Source organism: Erwinia sp. 9145 (assembly GCF_000745075.1).
GTDB lineage: Bacteria > Pseudomonadota > Gammaproteobacteria > Enterobacterales > Enterobacteriaceae > Erwinia > Erwinia oleae.
Genome location: NZ_JQNE01000001.1, coordinates 827385 through 849863, shown reverse-complemented (window position 1 = coordinate 849863; position 22479 = coordinate 827385). Strand labels below are relative to the sequence as shown.

19 protein-coding genes are annotated in these 22479 nt (G+C 53.9%); 5 read left to right on the top strand and 14 right to left on the bottom strand.

Annotated features, from left to right (window positions below):
- Positions 1-39 precede the first annotated feature (39 nt).
- The 5 genes from amtB to FA91_RS04135 form a co-directional block, all read right to left on the bottom strand.
- Positions 40-1329, bottom strand: coding sequence for an ammonium transporter AmtB (amtB, locus tag FA91_RS04155; protein WP_034918930.1), 1290 nt, complete (start codon positions 1327-1329; stop codon positions 40-42).
- Between the two features lie 35 nt (positions 1330-1364).
- A complete protein-coding gene (gene glnK / locus FA91_RS04150; protein ID WP_034912798.1) occupies positions 1365-1703 on the bottom strand; it encodes a P-II family nitrogen regulator in 339 nt (112 codons plus the stop codon).
- A 193-nt stretch (positions 1704-1896) separates the two neighbouring features.
- Entirely contained in the window at positions 1897-3675 is a 1779-nt protein-coding gene (locus FA91_RS04145) for a SmdB family multidrug efflux ABC transporter permease/ATP-binding protein (protein ID WP_034912797.1), read from the bottom strand.
- Positions 3668-5431 (bottom strand): SmdA family multidrug ABC transporter permease/ATP-binding protein, encoded by a 1764-nt coding sequence (locus FA91_RS04140; protein ID WP_034912796.1) that lies wholly within the window; start codon positions 5429-5431, stop codon positions 3668-3670. Before FA91_RS04140 ends, FA91_RS04145 begins: the two co-directional genes overlap by 8 nt.
- Before the next feature lie 29 nt (positions 5432-5460).
- Positions 5461-5928, bottom strand: a complete 468-nt coding sequence (locus tag FA91_RS04135; RefSeq protein ID WP_034918929.1) for an Lrp/AsnC family transcriptional regulator — start codon at positions 5926-5928, stop codon at positions 5461-5463.
- A 117-nt stretch (positions 5929-6045) separates the two neighbouring features.
- Between FA91_RS04135 and FA91_RS04130 the strand changes: the two genes are divergently transcribed.
- On the top strand, positions 6046-7104 hold the full coding sequence (locus FA91_RS04130; RefSeq protein ID WP_034918926.1) for a PLP-dependent cysteine synthase family protein: 1059 nt from the start codon (positions 6046-6048) through the stop codon (positions 7102-7104).
- 29 nt (positions 7105-7133) lie between these two features.
- Positions 7134-7829 carry a 7-cyano-7-deazaguanine synthase QueC gene (gene queC / locus FA91_RS04125; protein ID WP_034912795.1) on the top strand — a complete coding sequence of 232 codons (696 nt, stop codon included), beginning with the start codon at positions 7134-7136 and terminating at the stop codon, positions 7827-7829.
- Between the two features lie 2 nt (positions 7830-7831).
- Here queC and FA91_RS04120 read toward each other — a convergent pair whose 3' ends face one another.
- The 8 genes from FA91_RS04120 to tig form a co-directional block, all read right to left on the bottom strand.
- Entirely contained in the window at positions 7832-8227 is a 396-nt protein-coding gene (locus tag FA91_RS04120; RefSeq protein ID WP_034912794.1) for a thioesterase family protein, read from the bottom strand.
- 106 nt (positions 8228-8333) lie between these two features.
- A complete protein-coding gene (locus FA91_RS04115; protein WP_152601435.1) occupies positions 8334-8654 on the bottom strand; it encodes a helix-hairpin-helix domain-containing protein in 321 nt (106 codons plus the stop codon).
- Positions 8655-8793: 139 nt separating this feature from the next.
- Positions 8794-10665, bottom strand: coding sequence for a peptidylprolyl isomerase (gene ppiD, locus FA91_RS04110; RefSeq protein WP_034912792.1), 1872 nt, complete (start codon positions 10663-10665; stop codon positions 8794-8796).
- Between the two features lie 221 nt (positions 10666-10886).
- On the bottom strand, positions 10887-11159 hold the full coding sequence (hupB, locus tag FA91_RS04105; RefSeq protein WP_034912791.1) for a nucleoid-associated protein HU-beta: 273 nt from the start codon (positions 11157-11159) through the stop codon (positions 10887-10889).
- Positions 11160-11370: 211 nt separating this feature from the next.
- Entirely contained in the window at positions 11371-13725 is a 2355-nt protein-coding gene (gene lon, locus FA91_RS04100) for an endopeptidase La (RefSeq protein WP_034912790.1), read from the bottom strand.
- A gap of 177 nt (positions 13726-13902) precedes the next feature.
- On the bottom strand, positions 13903-15177 hold the full coding sequence (gene clpX, locus FA91_RS04095) for an ATP-dependent protease ATP-binding subunit ClpX (protein ID WP_034912789.1): 1275 nt from the start codon (positions 15175-15177) through the stop codon (positions 13903-13905).
- Between the two features lie 112 nt (positions 15178-15289).
- The gene (gene clpP, locus FA91_RS04090; protein ID WP_034912788.1) at positions 15290-15913 is read right to left on the bottom strand and encodes an ATP-dependent Clp endopeptidase proteolytic subunit ClpP; all 624 of its coding nucleotides are present in this window, start codon (positions 15911-15913) and stop codon (positions 15290-15292) included.
- 331 nt (positions 15914-16244) lie between these two features.
- Positions 16245-17549, bottom strand: coding sequence for a trigger factor (tig, locus tag FA91_RS04085; protein ID WP_034912787.1), 1305 nt, complete (start codon positions 17547-17549; stop codon positions 16245-16247).
- A gap of 381 nt (positions 17550-17930) precedes the next feature.
- On the opposite strand from tig, the gene FA91_RS04080 reads away from it, so the two are divergent.
- A complete protein-coding gene (locus FA91_RS04080; RefSeq protein WP_051936994.1) occupies positions 17931-19292 on the top strand; it encodes a hypothetical protein in 1362 nt (453 codons plus the stop codon).
- Positions 19293-19346: 54 nt separating this feature from the next.
- Here FA91_RS04080 and bolA read toward each other — a convergent pair whose 3' ends face one another.
- Complete coding sequence (gene bolA, locus FA91_RS04075; RefSeq protein ID WP_034912786.1) at positions 19347-19661, bottom strand: transcriptional regulator BolA; 315 nt, start codon at positions 19659-19661, stop codon at positions 19347-19349.
- 286 nt (positions 19662-19947) lie between these two features.
- On the opposite strand from bolA, the gene FA91_RS04070 reads away from it, so the two are divergent.
- Positions 19948-20526 carry a lipoprotein gene (locus FA91_RS04070; RefSeq protein ID WP_034912785.1) on the top strand — a complete coding sequence of 193 codons (579 nt, stop codon included), beginning with the start codon at positions 19948-19950 and terminating at the stop codon, positions 20524-20526.
- Between the two features lie 45 nt (positions 20527-20571).
- The gene (ampG, locus tag FA91_RS04065; RefSeq protein WP_034912784.1) at positions 20572-22053 is read left to right on the top strand and encodes a muropeptide MFS transporter AmpG; all 1482 of its coding nucleotides are present in this window, start codon (positions 20572-20574) and stop codon (positions 22051-22053) included.
- Positions 22054-22479 lie beyond the last annotated feature (426 nt).

The following is a 22479-nucleotide window of genomic DNA, read 5'->3' as shown; positions in this document are numbered from 1 at the left end:
GGCCTCTCGCGAGGCCGTTGTACTTTTACAGCAAACCCATTACTGGTTATAGGCACTTTCACCGTGGCTGTTAACGTCAAGTCCTTCACGCTCCTGCTCTTCAGGCACGCGCAGGCCAACCATCATGTCCGCCACTTTGAAAGCAACAAACGCCACAACCGCCGTCCAGACAATAGTCACGCCCACGCTGAACAGCTGGATCCAGACCTGATGCCCCATCGTCACGCCTTCGGCATAACCTACTCCGCCCAGAGAGGAGGAAGCGAAAACACCGGTCAGCAGACATCCCACAACGCCACAAACGCCATGCACGCCGAAGACGTCGCAGGGATCGTCAACGCGCAGCCATTTTTTCAGCGTGGTTACGCCCCAGAAGCCCGCCAGACCGCCAACGATACCGATAATCAGCGCGCCGCCCACGCCCACATAACCACAGGCCGGAGTGACGGCGACCAGTCCGGCAATGGCACCGGAACAGACGCCCAGCAGTGAAGGTTTGCCGCGCAGCGCCCATTCGGCAAATGTCCAGCTCAGCATCGCGCCCGCCGTCGCCATAACGGTATTGATAAACGCCAGTCCGGCGATTTCGTTCGCCGCACTGGCAGAACCGGCGTTGAAGCCAAACCAGCCAACATAGAGGATCGCCGTGCCGGTGAATACCATCGGCAGGTTGTGTGGCTTAAACGCTTCTTTGCCAAAGCCTGCGCGTTTACCTACCAGGTAAGCGCCAACCAACCCGGCAACCGCAGCGTTAATGTGCACCACCGTGCCGCCCGCAAAGTCCAGCGCGCCATCCTGTGCCAGCAGACCGCCTGACCAAACCATATGCGCAATCGGCAAATAGGAGAAGGTGAACCAGATAGCAACGAAGATCAGCAGTGCGGAAAAGCGAATGCGCTCAGCCAGTGCGCCAACAATCAATGCGACGGTAATACAGGCGAACGACGCCTGGAAAGAAACGTGAATATACTGATAGAAACTCCCTACCAGCGCCGTCAGCTGTATGTTTTTCAGCATAACCATGCTGAACCCGCCGAAAAACGCGTTGCCTTCGCTAAACGCCAGCGAGTAGCCGTAAATCATCCATAGCACGCACACCATCGCAAACGTAACCGAGACCTGCGTCAGCATGGAGAGCACGTTTTTTGCGCGGATCAGACCGCCGTAAAACAGCGCAATGCCAGGCAGCGTCATAAAGAGCACCAGCGCGGTGCAGATCATCATAAAGGCATTATCGGCTTTATCCGCTACCGCAGGCGTAGCGGCCATCGCCAGTGAAGGTAACGATGCCAGGCCAGCAAGGCCGACTGCTGCAATTTTTTTATTCATTTTATCCCATCCCATCATCATACTTCGCCCCGAAATTACAGTGCGGCTTCGTCAGTTTCGCCTGTGCGAATACGGATAACCCGTTCCAGCTCTGCGACAAAAATTTTGCCGTCACCGATTTTCCCGGTGTAGGCGGCTTTGCTGATCACATCAATCACTTCATCAAGCTGATCGTCGGCAATGGCGATATCAATTTTTACCTTTGGCAGGAAGTTCACGCTGTATTCTGCACCCCGATAAAGTTCTGCGTGCCCCTTCTGGCGTCCAAACCCTTTTACTTCTGTTACGGTCAATCCCTGAATGCCAATGGAGGAGAGCGCTTCGCGCACGTCTTCCAATTTGAATGGTTTAATTACCACGGTAACCAGCTTCATACGATCCCCTTCAGATAACGGCCGCTATATGGAATATGGATTGGTTAAAGCAAAGGCTGTGCCATAACGCCGTCTGGAGTTATTTAGCGCATCAGCGCGGGGCAGCAATGAAAAAAAGGAGTCAGGTGGTCAGGAAGAGTAAAAAAAACGCACCATTTCGGTGCGTTATGCGTTCCGTCAGTGCAGAATTTTCTTACAACGCATTTTCCTGGTGCAGTGGAGTAACGTGCAAATCTTCACCTGCCCGCTGGAGTTGATACATCTGCCAGTAGCGCCCCTGTTTTTCCAGAAGATCATGATGATTGCCCTGCTCAACAATACGCCCACGGTGCAGCACCACAATCGCATCGGCTTCGGTGATCGTTGAAAGGCGGTGAGCGATCACCACCAGCGTGGTCTGCTGTCGAACAGCATGCAGCGCTTTTTGAATCGCCTGTTCCGTCCCCGAGTCGATATTGGCGGTGGCCTCGTCGAGGATCAGGATCTGCGGCGCGGCAACCAGCACGCGAGCCAGCGCCAGCAGCTGTTTTTGCCCGACGGAGAGCGTGTTTCCCTGTTCACCGAGTCGGGTGTGAATACCGTTTACCAGACCGCGCGCCAGTTCGGCCAGCTGCACCGTCTCCAGCGCTTGCCATACCGTGTCTTCAGCGATATTGCGGCCCAGCGTCACGTTAGCCATCAGGGTATCCGCCAGCACTACCGGGTCCTGCTGTACCATCGCCACGCCCTGCCTTAACGCCGCATGGCTGAACATACTGAGCGGGCGGCCATCAAGCAGGATTTCGCCCTGCTCAATCGGATAATAGCCCATCAGCAGATTTGCCAACGTACTTTTCCCGCTGCCGGTGTGGCCTACCAGGGCAACAAAACTGTGCGACGGTACGGTAAGATTAATATCGTGCAGCACGTAACGATCGTCACGGTAGGCAAAATTCAAATCGGCAATTGTGATACTGCCCGAATTCAGCGATGACGCATCATCACCATAGTGCTGGCGAGGCGCATCCATCAGTTCAAAAATACGCTCTCCCGCCACTACCGCCTGCTGAAGCATTGACTGCTGCGTGGTCAGCTCAATTAGCGGCTCGTTTAACCTGCCGAGATAGTTGATGAAGGCGTAAAGCACGCCCACTTCAATCGTTCCGGTCGGGGAAAAGCCGAACAACAGCATCAGTCCGCACAGAATGAGCGCCGAAAACAGGCTCAGCAACGGCCGCAGCAGGAAGCCGTCCAGCTTCAGCGTTTGCATTCGCGCAAGATAGTGCGAACGGCTTGCCGCGCCCAGCCGCTCGCCAAAGCGCGCCTGCTGGCGAAACTGCTGGATAACGCTCATGCCATTGATGACCTCATTGAAGCCATTATTGATATCCGCCAGATAACCACGCACGCTGCGCACGATCGGCGTGCTGTAGCGCTGGTAAATCAGCATCACCGTCAGCACCGCCGGAAAAATCATTATCGCGATCAGCGCCATGCGCCAGTTCAGGCTGAACATCGCCACCAGCATGGCGCCGACCAGCGCCGCGCTGCGCATCACCGTCGCCACCACCGTGACGTACAGATCGCGCACGACTTCCGTATCATTGGTGACCCGGGAAATAATCTGCCCGACGGGCTGCGTATCAAAGGCATTAAGCGGCTGACGCAGCGCCGCATCCATCACGTCCGTACGTAACCGCTGCACCACGCCCACCGCCGCCTGGTTAAACAGCAGTGCCTGCCAGTAATGAAGCGCGGCGGCCAGCAGTTGCAGTAAAATAAAACTCACCGCGAGGCCGGCGATAACGCCCGGCAGCAGGCGGTGTTTTGCCACCAGATTATCAATAAAGTAGCTGACCAGAACCGGCCCCAGTACTTCCGCACCGGCAGCAATCCACAGCAGCAGTACCGCCAGCCCCAGCGATTTGCGCCACGGTGAACCGTAGGCCAGCAGGCGTTTTACCGTCGGCCAGAGTTGAACGGTATTAGCCATGAGCGACCTCCGTTTCGTCGTCGTTCAGTGCAGCCTCAAGCTGCTGATAGCGATGCATCTCCTGATACCACCCCGGCTGCGCAGCAAGCTGCTCATGATTTCCACGCTGCATGACGCCGCCGCGCTGCATCACCAGAATCTCGCTGGCTTCATTCAGCGCCGACAGACGATGTGCGCTGATGATAATGGTGCGTCCTTCGCCCCACTGGCGGAGATTGTGCAAAATTTCATGCTCCGTTCTGCCGTCGACCGCCGACAGCGCATCGTCAAGGATCAATATTTCCGCATCCAGCAGTAGCGCCCGCGCAATAGAGATTCGCTGCTTCTGACCACCTGACAGCATCACGCCCCGCTCGCCTACCTCGGTTTCGTACCCCTGCGGCAGACGCAGAATGTCGTCATGCACGTTCGCCAGCCTCGCCGCCTGCTCAATATCACTCTGGCTGGCGGTAGGGCGCCCCAGCGCGATGTTACTGGCGACGGTATCAGAGAAGAGAAACGGCGTCTGGCTGACCACCGCCAGCCGCCCGCGCCAGCTCTCAAGTTGCAGCTGCGACAGCGGAATGTCGTGATAGCGAATGTCGCCGTCGGTAACATCATAATGCCGCTGGATCAGGCTGAGCAGCGTACTTTTCCCCGATCCGGTTGGGCCGCACAGGCCAAGCATCTGGCCCGGCGCAAGGTTGAGGTCGATCCCCGTGAGCGACGCCTGCTGCGCGCCCGGATAGCTGAATGTATTTATTGCGACACGCAGTTCGCCACGCCCCTCAGGCAGGATTTTCTCGCCATCCACCACCGTTGGGCGCTCTGCCAGCAGAGACTGAATGCGGCTCCAGGCGGCGCTGCCGCGTTCGACGATATTAAACATCCAGGCCAGCGCCAGCATCGGCCAGATCATCAATCCAAGGTACATCACGAAGCTGGTGAGTTGACCCAGCGTCATATCGCCATGCCAGACCAGCCAACTGCCGCCGCCGACGGCCAGCAGATTCGACATGCCCACGGCGATATAGATTGTGGGATCGAAACGGGCATCCACCCGCGCCACGCGCAGGTTTTTTTGTCCGGTTTCGCGCGCAATACCGGCAAACTGCGCGGACTGGTGATCCTCAAGCCCAAAAGCCTTAATCAGACGAATGCTGGTCAGGCTCTCCTGGGTCTGATCGTTAAGGGAGGAGAAGGCCGCCTGCGCAAGCTTAAATCGCTGATGAAGCTTATCGCCATAACGTTTGATCACCAGCGCCATCACCGGCATCGGCAGCAGGGCCAACAGGGTCAACTGCCAGCTAATTTGTGTGCTCATGACAACCAGCACCACAATGCCCATCACCAGCGAATCCACCAGCGTCAGTACGCCCTCGCCTGCGGCGAAGACCACGCGATCGACGTCATTTGTCGCACGCGCCATCAGATCGCCGGTGCGGTGACGCAGGTAAAATTCAGGATACTGGCGGCTGAGCTGACGGTAGAAATCCTGTCGGAGCTCGACGGCAAGCTGATAAGATGCCCCAAAAAGCAGCACGCGCCAGACGTAGCGCAGCAGATAAACCACCACTGCCGTAGCCAGCATGGCACCCGTCCAGATAAACAGCTGTGATGTGCTCATCTGCTGCCGGGTTATACCGTCCACGATCACGCCAACCACTTTTGGCGGCAACAGTTGAAGGATCGCAATAATAATCAGCAGCAAGACGGCGCCGAGGTAACGCCGCCATTCACGAAAAAAAAACCAACGTAGTTGACTAAACAATCGCACAAATACCGTCCCGGGCAGGCGTAAGGTGATTACTGAGCGCGCGCAAGCGGCAGCGCCGTGGTGTATTTTATCTCTTCCATCGCAAAGCTCGAAGTCACATCCAGTAAACCCGGCACCCCGTTCACTAAGCGCTTATAGAAGGCGTCATAACTTTTCATATCCGCCACCTGAATCCGCAGCAAATAGTCATATTCGCCCGCCATTCGGTAACATCCCATGACTTCCGGCATGGCATTGACCTGATCAACAAACTGCTGATACCAGCTTTTACTGTGCTGCTGAGTTTTGATCAGCATAAAAGCCGTAAGCGAAAGTGCTAACTTGTCGGCATCCAACAGCGCCACGCGCCCGCGTATATAGCCCTCTTCTTCGAGCTTTTTCAGCCTCTTCCAGCACGGCGTGGTGGTGAGGTGAACGGCATCCGCCAGCGCCTGAAGCGATAGCGTACAGTCCTGTTGCAGCAGATCGAGCAGTTTAAGATCGGTTTTATCTGTCATACCGTCGTCCGGGAGAAAAGTTTTCTCATATTGGGCCATTATACAGGAAAAATGGCAAACCTATTTTCCTGATAATGCCGTACGCTGCGACAAATCAATAACACGGTGATGATGCAGATGGACAGATGGGTTTCGCAGGCTATAAAAGAGATTAACGCCGACATTCAACGTTCGGCCGATACGCACCTGATCCGCCTGCCGCTGCCGGGCTTACCGGGTATCTGGCTCTATCTGAAAGATGAAAGCACGCACCCCAGCGGTAGCCTGAAACATCGGCTGGCGCGATCGCTGTTTCTGTATGGCTTATGTAATGGCTGGATCAAAGAGGGAACGCCAGTCATTGAGGCGTCGTCGGGCAGCACCGCGGTATCGGAAGCCTATTTTGCACGCCTGCTCGGCCTTCCCTTTATCGCCGTTATGCCTGCCAGTACGGCAAAGCGTAAGGTTGAGCAGATTACCTTCTACGGTGGACGTTGCCATTTTGTGAACGATCCCTGCCAGATATATGCTGAATCCGAACGGCTGGCAGGTGAACTGAAAGGCCACTTTATGGATCAGTTCACTTTTGCGGAGCGCGCCACTGACTGGCGCGGCAATAACAACATTGCCGACAGCATTTTTCAACAAATGAAAAATGAACCTTGTCCAATCCCTGCACATATCGTAATGAGCGCGGGCACCGGCGGCACGTCAGCTACTATTGGCCGCTATTTACGCTACCAGGGGCACAATACGCGCCTGACGGTCGTCGACCCGGAAAACTCGGTATTTTATGATTACTGGCATCAGCGTGATGCCACGCTGAGCAACCCGCGCGGCGGCAAAATAGAGGGGATCGGGCGGCCCCGTGTTGAGCCGTCCTTTATTGCAGACGTCGTGGACGAGATGATCAAAGTGCCGGACGGCGCCAGTATTGCCGCCATGCTGTGGCTGGAAAAACAGCTGGGGCGTAAACCCGGCGCATCCACCGGCACTAATGTGTGGGGCGCGCTGCAAATTGCCAAAAAAATGGCGGCAGAAAAGCGCAGCGGTGCCATCGTTACGCTGCTTTGCGACAGCGGCGAACGCTACCTTGAAAGCTATTATCATCCCGCCTGGGTGGCGGAAAACATTGGTGATATCAGCCGCTGGCAGCATGAGCTGGCTACACTTCCGCTTCTTCAGGCAGTACCATAGAGCGCAATAAAAGTCATAAGGTGAAAAGAATGAGACGTGCAGTGGTGGTGTTCAGCGGCGGACAGGATTCAACAACCTGTCTGATTCAGGCGTTAAAGCAGTACGATGAAGTGCACTGCATAACCTTTGATTACGGTCAGCGTCACCGTGCGGAGATCGACATCGCGCGCCAGCTTTCGCATGCGCTGGGTGCGCGTGCCCACAAGGTACTGGATACCACCCTGCTTAATGAACTGGCGGTCAGCAGCCTCACGCGCGACAGCATCCCTGTGCCTGCTTACGATGCGAATGCCAGCGGCCTGCCCAGCACGTTTGTGCCCGGTCGCAATATCCTGTTTCTGACGCTCGCCTCAATTTATGCTTATCAGGTTGAAGCAGAAGCGGTGATTACCGGCGTCTGTGAAACCGATTTTTCTGGCTATCCTGACTGCCGCGATGAATTTGTAAAAGCCTTAAATCATGCGGTGATGCTTGGCATGGCGCGTCCGGTACGCTTTGAAACACCGCTGATGTGGCTGAATAAAGCGGAAACCTGGGCGCTTGCTGACTACTGGCAGCAACTGACGCTGATACGTAATGAAACGCTGACCTGCTATAACGGCATCAAGGGCGACGGATGCGGGGAATGCGCCGCGTGCACGCTTCGGGCAAACGGGCTGAACGACTATCAGTCACACGCCAGCGCCATTATGCAGCAGATGAAGCGTAAAACCGGCCTGGGCTGACATCACATCATCTCCTCCAGGCGTTGTTTCAGTTCGCCCTCTATCGGCTGCGCCTTTTGCGTACGCAGGTCGATACAGACAAAAGTCAATGCGGCGTCCGCGACCGTCTCGCCGCCGGGCGCCAGCGTCACCGTCTGGCCGATCACCCCGCTTTTTCTGCCCAGCTCCAGCAGCGTGCTGTTAACATGGAGCACGTCTCCCAGCACCGCTGGCCTGCGGTAGTTAATATTGATGTTTACCACTACAAAAGCGAACTGGTTTTCCGTTAGCCAGTTAAACGCCTCCGTTTGCTCCAGCCACGCCCAGCGCGCCTCTTCGAGAAATTCGAGATAGCGGGCATTATTGACGTGCTGATAAACATCCAGATGATAGCCGCGTACTTTTATTGTTGTTTGCATAACCGCCTTAACGTTAAAGATGAGGCCATACTCACTGGTATGACCTCCCCATATTAGCAGCGGTTTACGTCGCCTGAAGCGGCACACATTGACCGCGCGATAGCGATCACAATTTCAGCCGCGACAGATTTCGCTCTACCAGCGCGTTGCCGATGCCGGGCACCTCTCTGAGTTGCTCAATCTGCGTAAAGGGCCCAAATTCGTCCCGATAGCGGATAATGGCCTCCGCTTTTTTCAGTCCAACGCCGTTCAGTACCGCGGCAAGCTCTTGCGCACTGGCCTGATTGATGCTGACGCTGGCAGGCGTTGCCGCTTCTTTTGCCTCAACAACGATGCTGTTTTCAACCGGTGCGGCCTGGACCGAAGCGGCAGCCAGCGGCACCAGGGTGAAGGCAAGGTAAAGCGCAGTAAAGATCCTGTATGTCATGCTGTTTTCCTCCATGTGTGTGACAGCAGCCTTACCCTACGTCAGCGCGGTATATTGAACAAACGATGGAAATCAGAAATGGAAAAGGCCGCGAAAGCGGCCTTCAGGTTTGCAGTGCGTTACAAAAAAATTGCGCGTCTTATTGAGCTTCAGCCGCCGCACCGTATTTAATTTTGGCGTCCTTGCGCAGATTGCTGAGCAATGCTTCGAAAGCGATTTGCGCGTTGTTTTGCGTCACGCCCTGAACCATCGCCTGCTTCTGCGCCTCTGGCATGGTGCCGCTCTTCACGCTTTCCAGCGCCAGCAGCACAACGTTACCCTGCCCGTCTTCGCCGATCTCATAACTGGTTTTATCTTTCGCCGGCGGCGTCATCGCAAAGGCTTTCTGCGTCAGCGCATCCTGACTATTACGTTCCAGCGTCAGCTGCGGGCCAAAGCTCAGGTTCGCTGCTTTCATCGCCGGATCGCCACTGCCTGCCTTCAATGCCGCAAGGACTTTATCGGCCTGCTCTTTTGCCGCTTTTTGCGCTTTCTCACGTTTGAGCAGGGTGGTAACTTCCGCTTTGACATCGTTGAGCGGCCTGACCGCTTCAGGCTTGTGCGCACTGACGCGCAGCACGAAAGCACGGTCGCCATCAACGGTGATGATATCAGAGTTGCTTCCCGGCGAACCGTTGTTGCCGACCAGATCGCCGCTGAAGATCGCCTGTTCAACCTTAGGAAAGTTCAGCTCAGCGGGCAGGCTGTCGCGATCGAACCAGTTGGTTTCCACCGCCTTAACACCTGCCGCCTCTTCAGCGCCAGCCAGCGATTCGTTGTCATTGCTGGCCGCATCGCTTACTTTTTGTTGCAGCTTATAGTACACATCCAGCGCTTTCTCCTGCTTCACCTTCGCCGTAATGTCATCACGCACGGCGCTCAGTGGCTTGATCTGCTGCGGCTGAATATCGTCCAGTCGCGCAACGATAAAACCGACGGATGACTTGATGATGCCGGAAAGCTGGCCTTTTTCTTTCAGATCAGCCGTTTTGAGCTCGTCAGGCGTGGTGGCGGGCTCCAGCCAGCCCATGTCGCCGCCGTGGCGAGCCGAGATCGGATCGCTGGACTTCGCTTTTGCCAGCGCAGCAAAATCACCCCCCTTTTTCAGTTCATCCAGTACCGCCTGCGCATCCGCTGCGGTTTTGCTCTGAATAATACTGTAACGACTGCGCTGCGGCTGCGTGTAGTCATCCTGATGCTGCTCGTACCAGGCCTGAACATCACTGTCGCTGACGGTTTGCTGCATGGCCGCCGCATCCAGTTTGATATAGCTGACGCGGAACTGCTCAGGGGCCATAAAGCTGTTTTTATTCTGCTCGTAGCGATTTTTAATTTCTTCGTCCGTGACAGGCTGGCCTGCTGCCAGCGCGCCAACATCGATAGTTGCTTTGCGTATAACACGCTGTTGCGCCACCAAAGCGGCAAGCGCATCGGTTTCGCCGGTCAGGGTGAAATCAGTGCCGGTGACCGCGGCGATAAGCTGCTGCGTGGTAAGCTGCTTGCGCAACGCTTCTGCATACTGATCGGCAGAGAAACCCATATTATTGATAATACTCAGGTATTTTGCATTATCGAATTTCCCGTTGGTCTGGAACGCAGGCTGAGTGAATATCGCCTGTTTGATCTGATCGTCACTGATCCCCAGACGAAGCTCTTTTGCATACTGATCGAGCAATTTTTCATCAACCAGTTGAGAAAGCGCCTGCTGGCGGATCTGCTGCATATAGCCCGGGTTACCGGCAAGCTGAGAGAACTGTTCACCGAGCATCTGCTGCTGACGGGAACGTTCATTAGTGAAGGCGCGTTCAAGCTGCGCGCGGCTGATTTCGTCGCCGTTAACTTTAGCGGCGTAATCACCGTTACCGCCAATCAGATAGTTGCCCACGCCCGTCAGTACAAACGACAGGATAATTAAAGCCAGTAGAATTTTGAGCACGACATGGTTCGATGCCGCACGTAAATTGTCCATCATAGTGTGACAACACTCCGCTGTAATGTGAATGTAAAACTTTGCGCCTGCGTCCTGTGATCCGGAGAACGCTTCGCGCCGCTGCGTGCCAACACGTCAGCCCGTCTCAATCATTGAAACATAAAAAAAGGCACATCAGAATCCTGAAGTGCCCCGTATGGTACATGAGAACGCTATGACAATCTTCTCTCCGCCAAAGAAATTACTCTGCGGGAAGCAATACGTTAGTTTACAGCGTCTTTCAACGCTTTACCGGCGCGGAAACCGGGAACTTTACCCGCCGGGATCGTGATTTCTTTGCCGGTTTGCGGATTGCGGCCGGTGCGCTCTGCACGTTCGCGTACGGAAAAAGTACCAAATCCAACCAACGCGACGTCATCGCCAGCTTTAAGAGAATCTGAAACGCCATCCATGAAAGCATCTAAAACACGTCCGGCGGCTGCTTTAGAAATATCCGCATTAGCAGCTATTTTGTCGATCAACTGTGACTTATTCACTCACCCATCCCCTCTGTTATTATTCACAACATAATGGGGTTTGATCACCCTCTATGTGTGCCAGTTATCAAGATTGCGCCTGTCGAGCCGTAACGCTCAAAACGTTGCCGTTACTGGCTAAACCGCTCTCTAAATTAGCGGCACAAAAAAAAGCTGGCAAGTCACTTTTTGCTCACCAGCTCTGGTTTTCCCGTGTTTTTGTCTTAAATCACTATTTTGCCGTGGCGACCTGCATGCCGTAAGGCGCGTTTTGCAGCGCCAGCGTCAGTACTTCATCGATACGTTTTACCGGATGAATATCCAGGTCGGCGATGACGTTGTCAGGGATCTCTTCCAAATCGCGTTTGTTCTCGTCCGGGATCAAGACGGTTTTGATGCCGCCGCGATGCGCTGCCAGCAGTTTTTCTTTCAGGCCGCCAATGGGCAATACCTGACCGCGTAGCGTGATTTCGCCGGTCATCGCGACGTCTGCACGCACCGGATTACCGGTCAGGCATGATACCAGCGCGGTACACATGGCGATACCGGCGCTCGGGCCATCTTTTGGCGTTGCGCCTTCCGGCACGTGAACGTGAATGTCGCGTTTTTCGTAGAAGTCGCCATTAATACCCAGCTTCTCCGCCCGCGCGCGCACAACGGTCAATGCCGCCTGGATTGACTCCTGCATCACTTCGCCCAACGAGCCGGTGTAGGTCAGTTTACCTTTGCCCGGCACGCACGCGGTTTCAATGGTCAGCAGATCGCCGCCCACTTCCGTCCACGCCAGGCCGGTAACCTGTCCTACACGGTTTTCACTATCGGCGCGGCCGTAGTCGAAGCGCTGTACGCCAAGGAAATCTTTCAGGTTGTCGCCATTGATGTCGATATGCTTGATGGTCTTATCCATCAGCAGCGTTTTAACCGCTTTACGACAAAGTTTGGAAAGCTCGCGCTCAAGGCTACGCACGCCCGCTTCGCGGGTGTAGTAACGAATAATGCCGACAATGGCGCTGTCGTCGACAGTTATTTCAGTTTTGGTCAGCGCGTTGCGTTCAATCTGCTTCGGCAAAAGATGCTGTTTAGCGATGTTCAGCTTTTCGTCTTCGGTGTAGCCGGAAAGACGAATAACTTCCATACGATCCAGCAACGGCGCCGGGATGTTCATTGAGTTCGACGTTGCCACAAACATCACGTCGGAGAGATCGTAATCCACTTCCAGATAGTGATCGTTAAAGGCAATATTTTGTTCCGGATCCAGCACCTCAAGCAGCGCCGAAGCCGGATCGCCCCGCATGTCCGAGGACATTTTGTCAATCTCATCCAGCAGGAAAAGCGGGTTTTTCACGCCAACTTTCGCCATTTTCTGAATAAGTTTGCCCGGCATAGAGCCAATATAGGTGCGGCGATGTCCGCGGATTTCCGCCTCATCGCGCACGCCGCCCAGCGCCATACGAACGTATTTACGACCGGTTGCTTTCGCAATGGACTGGCCCAGCGAGGTTTTACCTACGCCGGGAGGCCCAACCAGACAGAGGATTGGCCCTTTAATTTTGCTGACGCGGCTCTGTACGGCTAAGTATTCGAGGATGCGATCTTTGACGCGCTCCAGACCGAAGTGGTCGGTGTCCAGCGTCTCCTGCGCCTTCAGCAGATCTTTTTTCACTTTGCTGCGCGCGTTCCACGGCACCTGAACCATCCAGTCGATATAGCCGCGTACTACGGTAGCTTCGGCAGACATCGGCGACATCATTTTCAGTTTTTGCAGCTCGGCTTCGGTTTTTTCGCGCGCTTCTTTCGGCATTTTCGCCGCGTCGATTTTCCGCTTCAGCGCCTCGTTTTCATCAGGCGCATCGTCCATTTCGCCCAGCTCTTTCTGAATCGCCTTCATTTGCTCATTCAGATAGTATTCGCGCTGGCTTTTTTCCATCTGCTTTTTGACACGATTACGGATGCGCTTCTCAACCTGCAACAGGTCGATCTCCGACTCCATCATCGCCATCAGAAACTCGAGACGTTCGTTAACGTCAGACATTTCCAGCACGGACTGCTTATCGGCAAGCTTCAGCGGCATATGCGCAGCCACCGTGTCCGCCAGGCGAGCGGCATCTTCAATGCTGTTCAGCGAGGTAAGAACTTCCGGCGGGATTTTTTTGTTCAGCTTGATATAGCCTTCAAACTGATTAATAGCCGTACGAACCAGCACTTCCTGCTCGCGCTCGTCAATTTCAGGCGAGGCCAGATATTCGGCCTGAGCGGTAAAATGGTCGCCGTTATCAGCAAGCGTGGTGATATGCGCGCGCTGAAGGCCTTCCACCAGCACTTTCACCGTGCCGTCGGGCAATTTAAGCATTTGCAGAATGGATGCGACGGTCCCTACGGAGAAGAGATCGTTGATGCCAGGTTCATCCGTTGAAGCTTCTTTCTGAGCGACCAACATGATTTTTTTATCATGATCCATGGCGGCTTCAAGGCAGCGGATCGATTTTTCACGACCAACAAACAACGGAATGACCATGTGCGGATAAACCACTACGTCACGCAACGGCAACACAGGGATTTCAATGCGTTCAGAACGCTCAGGATTCATAGAGCTCTCTCTTAGTTAATTTCCGCCAGGGCAAGGGTACCGCAATGGACGGTTATCCCACAGATAGTTGAGTATATGGGGATGAACATGCGACATTCAACGGCCTGTGCCTGAGAAAAACGAAAGGGAGAATAAATTCTCCCTTTTTGAGTTAACTGACTGGAAAGATTTGCTTATTTATTCACCAGAAGCCTGCTGCGCTTCATGTTTACCGTAAATCAGCATTGGGTCGGTTTGTCCGTCGATAACGGAATCATCGATAACCACTTTCTCAACGTCATCCATTGAAGGCAGATCATACATCGTGTTCAGCAGCGCGCCTTCAACGATCGAACGCAAACCACGCGCGCCTGTTTTACGCGACATCGCCTTTTTGGCAATGGCGTTCAACGCCTCCTCACGGAACTCAAGCTCGACACCTTCCAGATTGAACAGTGCCTGATACTGCTTAGTCAGGGCGTTTTTCGGCTCGCGCAGGATCTGAATCAGCGCTTCTTCGCTCAGCTCATTCAGCGTTGCCACAACCGGCAGACGGCCGATGAACTCCGGGATCAGGCCAAATTTGATCAGATCTTCCGGCTCCACCTGCTCCAGCAGTTCGCCTTCGGTTGCCTTCTGCGATTTGCCCTTCACCATGGCGCCAAAACCAATACCTGAACCGGTTTCAACACGCTGGGAAATCACTTTATCGAGTCCGGCAAAAGCGCCACCACAAATAAACAGGATTTTGGAGGTATCCACCTGCAAAAACTCCTGCTGAGGATGCTTGCGGCCACCCTGTGGCGGCACCGCTGCCACCGTGCCTTCGATCAGCTTCAACAGCGCCTGCTGCACGCCTTCGCCCGAGACGTCGCGGGTAATAGAAGGGTTGTCAGACTTACGGGAAATTTTATCAATTTCATCGATATAAACGATGCCGCGCTGCGCTTTCTGCACATCGTAGTCGCATTTTTGCAGCAGCTTCTGAATGATATTTTCAACGTCTTCACCCACGTAACCGGCCTCGGTCAGCGTGGTGGCGTCAGCCATGGTGAACGGCACGTCCAGCAGGCGGGCCAGCGTTTCTGCCAGGAGCGTTTTACCGCTACCGGTTGGACCAATCAGCAGAATGTTACTTTTACCAAGCTCAATGCCGTTGCTGGTATCGCCGTTACGCAGGCGCTTGTAGTGGTTATAAACCGCTACCGCCAGCACCTTTTTCGCCCGCTCCTGACCAATAACATAGTCATCAAGGTGGTGGCGAATTTCATGCGGTGTCGGTAACGCACTGCGTTCGCGGTGCGGCGCAACTTCTTTGATCTCTTCGCGAATGATGTCATTGCATAAATCGACACACTCATCGCAGATATACACTGACGGGCCGGCAATCAGCTTGCGCACCTCATGCTGGCTTTTGCCACAGAAAGAGCAGTACAGCAGCTTTCCTGAACCGTCTTTGCGCTTATCTGTCATCAGTTAACCTCTTCTGTTATCTTCGTCCGCACTTGGTTGCGGCGATGGTGTCGCCCCGCGACACCCTTAATCGTCACGTATGTCAACTATCAATATAGTCGACTGACGGGCACTAAGCGCGATGCGTCAGGATTGAATCAACCAAACCATACTCTACAGCTTCGCTGGCGGAGAGGAAACGGTCGCGCTCGGTGTCTCTCTCGATTTCTTCAAGAGTTTTGCCCGTATGTTCAGCCATCAGCTCGTTCATGCGCTGTTTCACTTTCAGAATTTCGCGCGCATGGATCTCAATGTCCGTCGCCTGACCCTGATAGCCGCCCAGCGGCTGATGGATCATTACGCGTGAATTCGGCAGGCAGTAACGCTTGCCTTTCGCGCCGGCCGTCAGCAAAAACGCGCCCATTGAGCACGCCTGGCCCATACAAATGGTGCTGACGTCGGGCTTGATGAACTTCATGGTGTCGTAAATCGACATGCCAGCGGTGATCACCCCGCCAGGCGAATTAATATAAAGATGGATATCTTTTTCCGGGTTCTCTGCTTCCAGGAACAGCATCTGGGCAACGATCAGGTTCGCCATGTGATCCTCAACCTGACCGGTGAGGAAGATAATACGTTCCTTGAGCAGGCGGGAAAAGATGTCGTAAGAACGCTCTCCGCGAGAGGTTTGTTCGACCACCATCGGCACCAGAGCCATATGAGGTGCAGTTTGTTCACGTTCGCCACTGTATGACATTACCGTCTCCTGGATAAATTTCATTTGGCTACATGCCGTACCGATTCCGGTTGAGAGCGATCGGAAACACAATGTCACCAACTCCACGCCTAAAAATCACAGGCCAATCAAGATTCAGTACAACTAAAGCTACTATTTGGGGATGCTGCCCCGCTGTTTCAAGCATAACAACGTTTATATCAACTGCTAACAAGGAAATTAGCTTAGCCGATCTTTTGCGGTTTTAATGCGCGAATAAACAGCATAAGGTACTTCCGGCCGCATGATTAAAGCAAAAAGCCCGCGGCCATAGCGGCCACGGGCTTTCATTAACGCGTCATGAACGGTGAAATCAAGCCGGTTGAGCCTGGTTCATCAGTTCCTGGAAGTTAGTGGCCTTTTCAGTCACTTTTGCTTTTTCCAGAACGGCTTCAACCGCCTGCTCTTCCAGCGCAACGTTACGCATGTTGTTCATCAGCTCGTTGTTTTTGCTGTAGAACTCGATCACTTCTGCCGGGTCTTCATAGGCGGAAGCCATCTCTTCGATCAGCGTTTTTACGCGATCTTCGTCTGCTTTCAGCTCGTGCGTGCGAATCACTTCGCCCAGCAGCAGGCCAACGACAACGCGACGTTTTGCCTGCTCTTCGAACAGTTCACGAGGCAGTTCAAGCGCCTGCTGCTCGTTTCCACCGAAGCGCTGTGCGGCCTGACGCTTCAGCACGTCAATTTCGCCGTCAATCAGCGCAGCCGGTACGTCGATTTCGTTAGCATTAACCAGTCCGTCAATGGCCTGCGACTTAACGCGGTTACGCACGGCGCCTTTTAACTCACGCTCCATGTTTTTACGCACTTCGGTACGCAAACCGGCAACGGAGCCATCTTCCACGCCAAAGCGCTTGATGAACTCTTCGGTAAACTCAGGCAGCTCGCTTTCTTCAACTTTCTTCAGCACGATGTCGAATTTAGCCGCTTTACCCTTCAGGTTTTCAGCGTGGTAATCTTCCGGGAAATTCACGTCGATGGTGAAATTTTCGCCCGCTTTGTGGCCAATGACGCCCTCTTCAAAACCCGGGATCATACGGCCCTGGCCCATGGCCAGAACGAAGTCAGACGCTTTACCGCCTTCAAACTCTTCGCCGTCTACGGAGCCGGAAAAGTCCACGGTCACGCGGTCAGCGGCTTCCGCAGCGCGATCGACATCTTTCCAGGTCGCCTGCTGCTTACGCAGGGTGTCCAGCATGGTGTCGACATCTGCATCGGTCACTTCAACAACCGGTTTTTCAACTTCGATTGTTTCCAGGCCTTTCAGTTCGACTTCCGGATAAACTTCAAACTCAACCGCGAAAGTGAAGTCTTCGCCGTTCTTGTATTCGCCCGGTACGTAGTTCGGCGCACCGGCCGGATTGATCTTTTCTTTAATGATCGCGTCAACGAAGTTGCGCTGCATCAGATCGCCTAACACGTCCTGACGAACGGATGCGCCATAGCGCTGCGCAACAACGGTCATAGGTACTTTTCCTTTACGGAAACCGTCGATACGCACTTTCTTAGCGACGTTGACCAGCTCATTTTTCACTGCGGTTTCGATCACATCTTTATCTACGGTAATCGTTACGCGACGGCCCAGGCCCTGAGTTGTTTCTACTGAAACTTGCATCTTATTACCTCAAAAAATCACGTGCTCGGTCAACTTCGGGCCCTTCATTCCGCCAGGCGGACAAACGGCCCGGAACCGGGACGGCCTCTGATGTCAGAACCGCGTTCCCTGTTGCCAGAAGCGTCCCGAAGACATTCTGGAAAAATAGACGCAGCATTATAGCGGCAACGTTCGGGCGAGTCGAGAAAGCAAACACGCCGTTTCGCAGCGAGCGTGATTTCACTGCCTCTTTTTTAATCAAACCCCTGCGAGACTGCCTGAGGTTAAAACACGAACTGCCGTTATTTCAGAATACAGGATGGAACCACAAGTGACATACGGCCTACCTATCACTTTCTGAGTTTCACATTTTGATTATTTGTATTAATGGAAATCCGTAAAATGGCACTGTTACCTCCTTCTCAAAGAACCAGCTTTGAACGCATTTGCGATCGTGCGTTTGACCTTGATAATGACGCTCATAACCCTCTTCAACTTACCCCGCCTGGATCACAAGCCTCTGCTCTGAGCCATGAATCCTTACAGCAGACTCAGGCTCCTTCGGAGGAGAGTACGGCTCATACAGTAGACGGCGTCAGCTATGCCACCGCTGACGAAGTGAATATTCACCAGAAAATTAGTCTCTTATATGAGAAACATATTACCAGCGATAATCGCGAGAAATTTATCGGCCTGATTGCCGATCGTACGCGAGAGTTACACGCGATGAAGGAGAGTCCGGCAGATATCGACGCTGTTTTTTCAAAAGGGACAAACCTTAACCGCCTGGCATCGGTGGCCAGGGTGAGTGCCCGCGCTTTTCCTTTTGCCGTGGCCTCAGTCGCGTTTGATAAAATCCCCTTACTCAGTTCATTTGCCAACAGTGCAGCCGAACTGGGCCTGCATGCCGGCATTCAAGCTTCGCTTGCCGATACTGTCGGGATTGGACTGATCGATCGCGCGACAAGCAATACCCACTGGTTTACAGCGAACGCCGCACAACTTGAACCTGAAATACGCGATGCACTGCTGGAGAAACAGCCAACGCCCTGGCAAACCGCGAAGGAAATTTCAGCCGCCTTCCAGGCTTATACACTTGGTAATACAGTGCGTCTCGGCGCCACGCCCGCTGTTACGCATTTTTACGGCGCGGCGGCGGGAAGCAATTTTGATACCTGGCTTACCGGAGCAAGAGGCCTGGCGGCGGGAGGACTGGTCGGCGCAGGGCTGAATGAACTGGATAATAAAAAAGGGCGCATTGGGCCGGAATATATGCTGGCGCGTACGGACTGGAAAGAACAGTATCTGGCGTTAAAGGCCACTAATCCGTATACCGATCCGGTTAAAGGCGTGGCAAAACGCCTTGCAAAATTGCCTGTTGATATTGTGACTGATACACCTAAGGCGCTCGCCAGCGTCTTCTCGGCTGGCAGCCTGGCTAAAACCGCAGGCATTGGCGGCGGTTTCGCTGGTGTTCTCTCAGCGCGCAGTGCAGTCAGTACGGCAATGGCCAGTCGGGGCTACAATGCGGCGTCGATCGCTGCTATGAGTCATTTCGTCAACGTAGTCACCTCAGCTCCAGTGTTTAGCGCAGTGCCTCCCGCTGAGATCATGGGTGGCCCCCTGGCCGATAAAGCGGTAGAACTTTTACAAGAGAAACTTCCTGAGGCGTTGAACAGCGCCACTGACTGGGCTGCCAACCAGCTTCGGCGCGGCATTGACCGCCAAACCACCTCACTCAATCAGGCTGAACGTCAGGTATAAAGGAAGTATCAAAAACCAAAGCGGCATAATTGCCGCTTTATGTTGACCGGAAAATCACGCCAGCGTACCGGCTCCGCGGCAGCCGGGCGAAGCCGGTACGGTATCCTGCAAGCTTTCCCACTCTTTCACGGTATAAGTGTGCAGCGCCAGCGCATGGACGCTGCCGGCAAGTTCTTCCGTTAACTGGCCGTAAATGGCGCGATGACGTTGCAGGAAGCGCTGGTTCACGAAGCTGTCGCTGACGATAACGACCTTAAAATGGCTTTCCGCGCCGGCAGGGACATTATGACGATAGCTTTCATCATGCACGTCCAGATGTACGGGTGAAAATGCCGTTCTTAACTTTTCTTCAATACGTTCACGCATCATACCCCTACTCCTCTGCAACCTGAGCCGCGCCTCATTGCTTTAAATATTAGCTGGTTTACGCCGCTTCAGGTTTCACTTGACGAAAAATAACCCGCACTAAAAGCGAGCTACTCTGCATTTTTTCGGCCAATGCTGCAACCCTGAATGATTGAGCGCCCGGCGCTTGCCAGGAATTAACGAAATATGATGAATTTACGCGCAGCCGGGGGCTTCCTCTTGCCTCAGGCGATGTTATGATAGCCGCAGTTTTATCTGCATCACCTCTTACGCAAACGAGAAAATAAGCATGTTAAAAAAACTGTTTTTCCCTCTTCTGGCCGCTCTGATTCTGGCTGGCTGTGCAAGCAACAGCAACACTCTTAACGTTACGCCTAAAATTCAGCTGCCGCAGCAAGACCCAAGCCTGATGGGCATTACCGTCAGCATTAACGGTGCCGATCAGCGCAGCGATCAGGCGCTGGCGAAAGTCACCCGCGATAATCAGTTAGTCACCCTGACGCCATCGCGCGATCTTCGCTTCCTGCTTCAGGAAGTGTTAGAAAAACAGATGGGCGCGCGCGGTTACATGATTGGCCCTGACGGCGCCGTTGATCTACAGATCGTGGTGAACAATCTCTATTCTGACGTTACCCAGGGCAACGTGCGCTACAGCATCACTACCAGGGCGGATATCTCGATTATTGCCACCGCCAAAAACGGTAACAAGCAGGTTAAAAACTATCGTCAGACCTACAGCGTTGAAGGCGCCTTCAATGCAAACAACACAAAAATCACTAACGCGGTTAATGCCACGCTCAGCGACGTGATCGCCGACATGGCGCAGGACACCAGCATTCACCAGTTTATCAAGCAGAACGCTCGATAATCTCTTCGCCCGCCGTCCATCGGCGGGCGCTATTTTAAGGTTTCTATGGACAGCCAGTATCTTAAAATCTTCACACAACGCAACGCCGCGCTGCTTCTCATCCTTGGATTTGCCTCCGGGTTGCCGCTGGCGCTAACCTCCGGAACGCTTCAGGCGTGGATGGCCGTTGAAAATGTCGATATTAAAACGATTGGCTTCTTTTCCCTGGTCGGCCAGGCCTACGTCTTTAAGTTTCTCTGGTCGCCGCTGATGGATCGTTACACGCCGCCGATCGCCGGACGCCGACGCGGCTGGCTACTGGTGACGCAAATTTTACTGATCGTGGGCATCGCGTTGATGGGATTTATGACGCCCGCCCGCGATCTGACGCTGCTGGCTGCGCTGGCGGTGCTGATCGCCTTCTGTTCCGCCTCGCAGGATATTGTGTTCGACGCATGGAAAACGGACGTGTTGCCGCCGCAAGAACGCGGCAGCGGCGCGGCGATCAGCGTACTCGGCTATCGCCTTGCGATGCTGGTTTCCGGCGGGCTGGCACTGTGGCTGGCGGACCGTTTTTTGGGCTGGCAGGCAATCTGGTGGCTGATGGCGGCGATGATGATCCCTGGCGTCATCGCCACGCTGCTGGCGAAGGAACCGGAGGGAGCGACAGCCCGGCCACGCAGCCTTGAAGAGGCGGTGTCTGCGCCGCTGCGTGACTTTTTCAATCGTAATAACGCCTGGCTGATCCTCTCACTTATCGTTCTTTATAAGCTCGGCGACGCTTTTGCCGCCAGTCTTACCACCATTTTCCTTATTCGCGGCGTGGGGTTTGATGCCGGCGACGTCGGCCTGGTGAATAAAAGCCTGGGGCTGATCGCCACCATCGTTGGCGCGCTTCTCGGTGGTCTGTTGATGCAGCGCCTGAATCTGTTTCGTGCGCTGATGCTGTTTGGTATTTTGCAGGCGATCTCTAATCTGGGCTACTGGCTGCTCTCCGTTACCGATAAGCATCTGTGGAGCATGGCGTCTGCGGTATTTGTTGAAAACCTCTGCGGCGGGATGGGCACGGCGGCGTTTGTCGCGTTGCTGATGACGCTGTGTAATAAGTCATTTTCCGCCACGCAGTTTGCGTTGCTGTCTGCCCTGTCGGCAACAGGTCGCGTCTACGTCGGGCCGGTAGCGGGCTGGTTTGTTGAATCCTGGGGCTGGCCCACCTTTTATGCTTTTTCTGTGGTGGCCGCACTCCCCGGCCTGCTGTTGCTGGCGGGTTGCAGCAACACGCTGGAGCAGGCCCAATCAGAACAACATTTTTCCCAACGAGAGCACTTTACATCCGGCTATCGCTGGGCGCTAAGAGCGCTAAAAGCCGGAGGTGTACTGCTAGGCATCTGGCTGCTTTTGCTGGCGGCACGCGCACTGACAGTTTTTAATGCGGGCGGTTTACTCGATCTGTTACCAGAAGCTGGCCTGGCGCTTACGCTGCTTGGGGTGATAGTCGGTAGCCTGCTGGACTATATGGCGATGCGAAAACCGTCTTTGAGGGAGTAATGTTAATCGTTCCCTCATTCAGAGGCCATTAGCGCCCGGCAAAACAGCAATGACATATCTATGTTAGAGACAATTTTTTAACATTTTTTGCGAAAGTTAATTTTTATCATGCTCGATTAATTGCGCTTTTCGATATGCCTGAACACACTTTATCGGTATTTAAAACCGGTGCGTAATTATATTAAATGGCATCTTATCGCACAAAATGATGCAGGGATGTTAAATAATTGGGCGTTATTTTTTGTGGTTATAGCAAAGCTGATTTTCCTGACAAATCTTTCATCGGTTTTTGTTATATAACCCCGAAATAGCTGCTAGTATTCATATCTTGTCACCTTATGTAACATCTGTGACAACCCTTGCAAAAGGCGTCAACACGGCGCTGACACTACCTGTTGCTGGTTTACAGTCCTGAAACCTTCCCGT

Excerpts from the sequence above, each read along its gene's own strand:
- amtB (WP_034918930.1), bottom strand. The coding sequence starts at position 1,329 with ATGAATAAAAAAATTGCAGCAGTCGGCCTTGCTGGCCTGGCATCGTTA.
- glnK (WP_034912798.1), bottom strand. The coding sequence starts at position 1,703 with ATGAAGCTGGTTACCGTGGTAATTAAACCATTCAAATTGGAAGACGTG.
- FA91_RS04145 (WP_034912797.1), bottom strand. The coding sequence starts at position 3,675 with ATGGCTAATACCGTTCAACTCTGGCCGACGGTAAAACGCCTGCTGGCC.
- FA91_RS04135 (WP_034918929.1), bottom strand. The coding sequence starts at position 5,928 with ATGACAGATAAAACCGATCTTAAACTGCTCGATCTGCTGCAACAGGAC.
- FA91_RS04130 (WP_034918926.1), top strand. The coding sequence starts at position 6,046 with ATGGACAGATGGGTTTCGCAGGCTATAAAAGAGATTAACGCCGACATT.
- queC (WP_034912795.1), top strand. The coding sequence starts at position 7,134 with ATGAGACGTGCAGTGGTGGTGTTCAGCGGCGGACAGGATTCAACAACC.
- FA91_RS04120 (WP_034912794.1), bottom strand. The coding sequence starts at position 8,227 with ATGCAAACAACAATAAAAGTACGCGGCTATCATCTGGATGTTTATCAG.
- FA91_RS04115 (WP_152601435.1), bottom strand. The coding sequence starts at position 8,654 with ATGACATACAGGATCTTTACTGCGCTTTACCTTGCCTTCACCCTGGTG.
- ppiD (WP_034912792.1), bottom strand. The coding sequence starts at position 10,665 with ATGATGGACAATTTACGTGCGGCATCGAACCATGTCGTGCTCAAAATT.
- lon (WP_034912790.1), bottom strand. The coding sequence starts at position 13,725 with ATGAATCCTGAGCGTTCTGAACGCATTGAAATCCCTGTGTTGCCGTTG.
- clpX (WP_034912789.1), bottom strand. The coding sequence starts at position 15,177 with ATGACAGATAAGCGCAAAGACGGTTCAGGAAAGCTGCTGTACTGCTCT.
- clpP (WP_034912788.1), bottom strand. The coding sequence starts at position 15,913 with ATGTCATACAGTGGCGAACGTGAACAAACTGCACCTCATATGGCTCTG.
- tig (WP_034912787.1), bottom strand. The coding sequence starts at position 17,549 with ATGCAAGTTTCAGTAGAAACAACTCAGGGCCTGGGCCGTCGCGTAACG.
- FA91_RS04080 (WP_051936994.1), top strand. The coding sequence starts at position 17,931 with ATGGCACTGTTACCTCCTTCTCAAAGAACCAGCTTTGAACGCATTTGC.
- bolA (WP_034912786.1), bottom strand. The coding sequence starts at position 19,661 with ATGATGCGTGAACGTATTGAAGAAAAGTTAAGAACGGCATTTTCACCC.
- FA91_RS04070 (WP_034912785.1), top strand. The coding sequence starts at position 19,948 with ATGTTAAAAAAACTGTTTTTCCCTCTTCTGGCCGCTCTGATTCTGGCT.
- ampG (WP_034912784.1), top strand. The coding sequence starts at position 20,572 with ATGGACAGCCAGTATCTTAAAATCTTCACACAACGCAACGCCGCGCTG.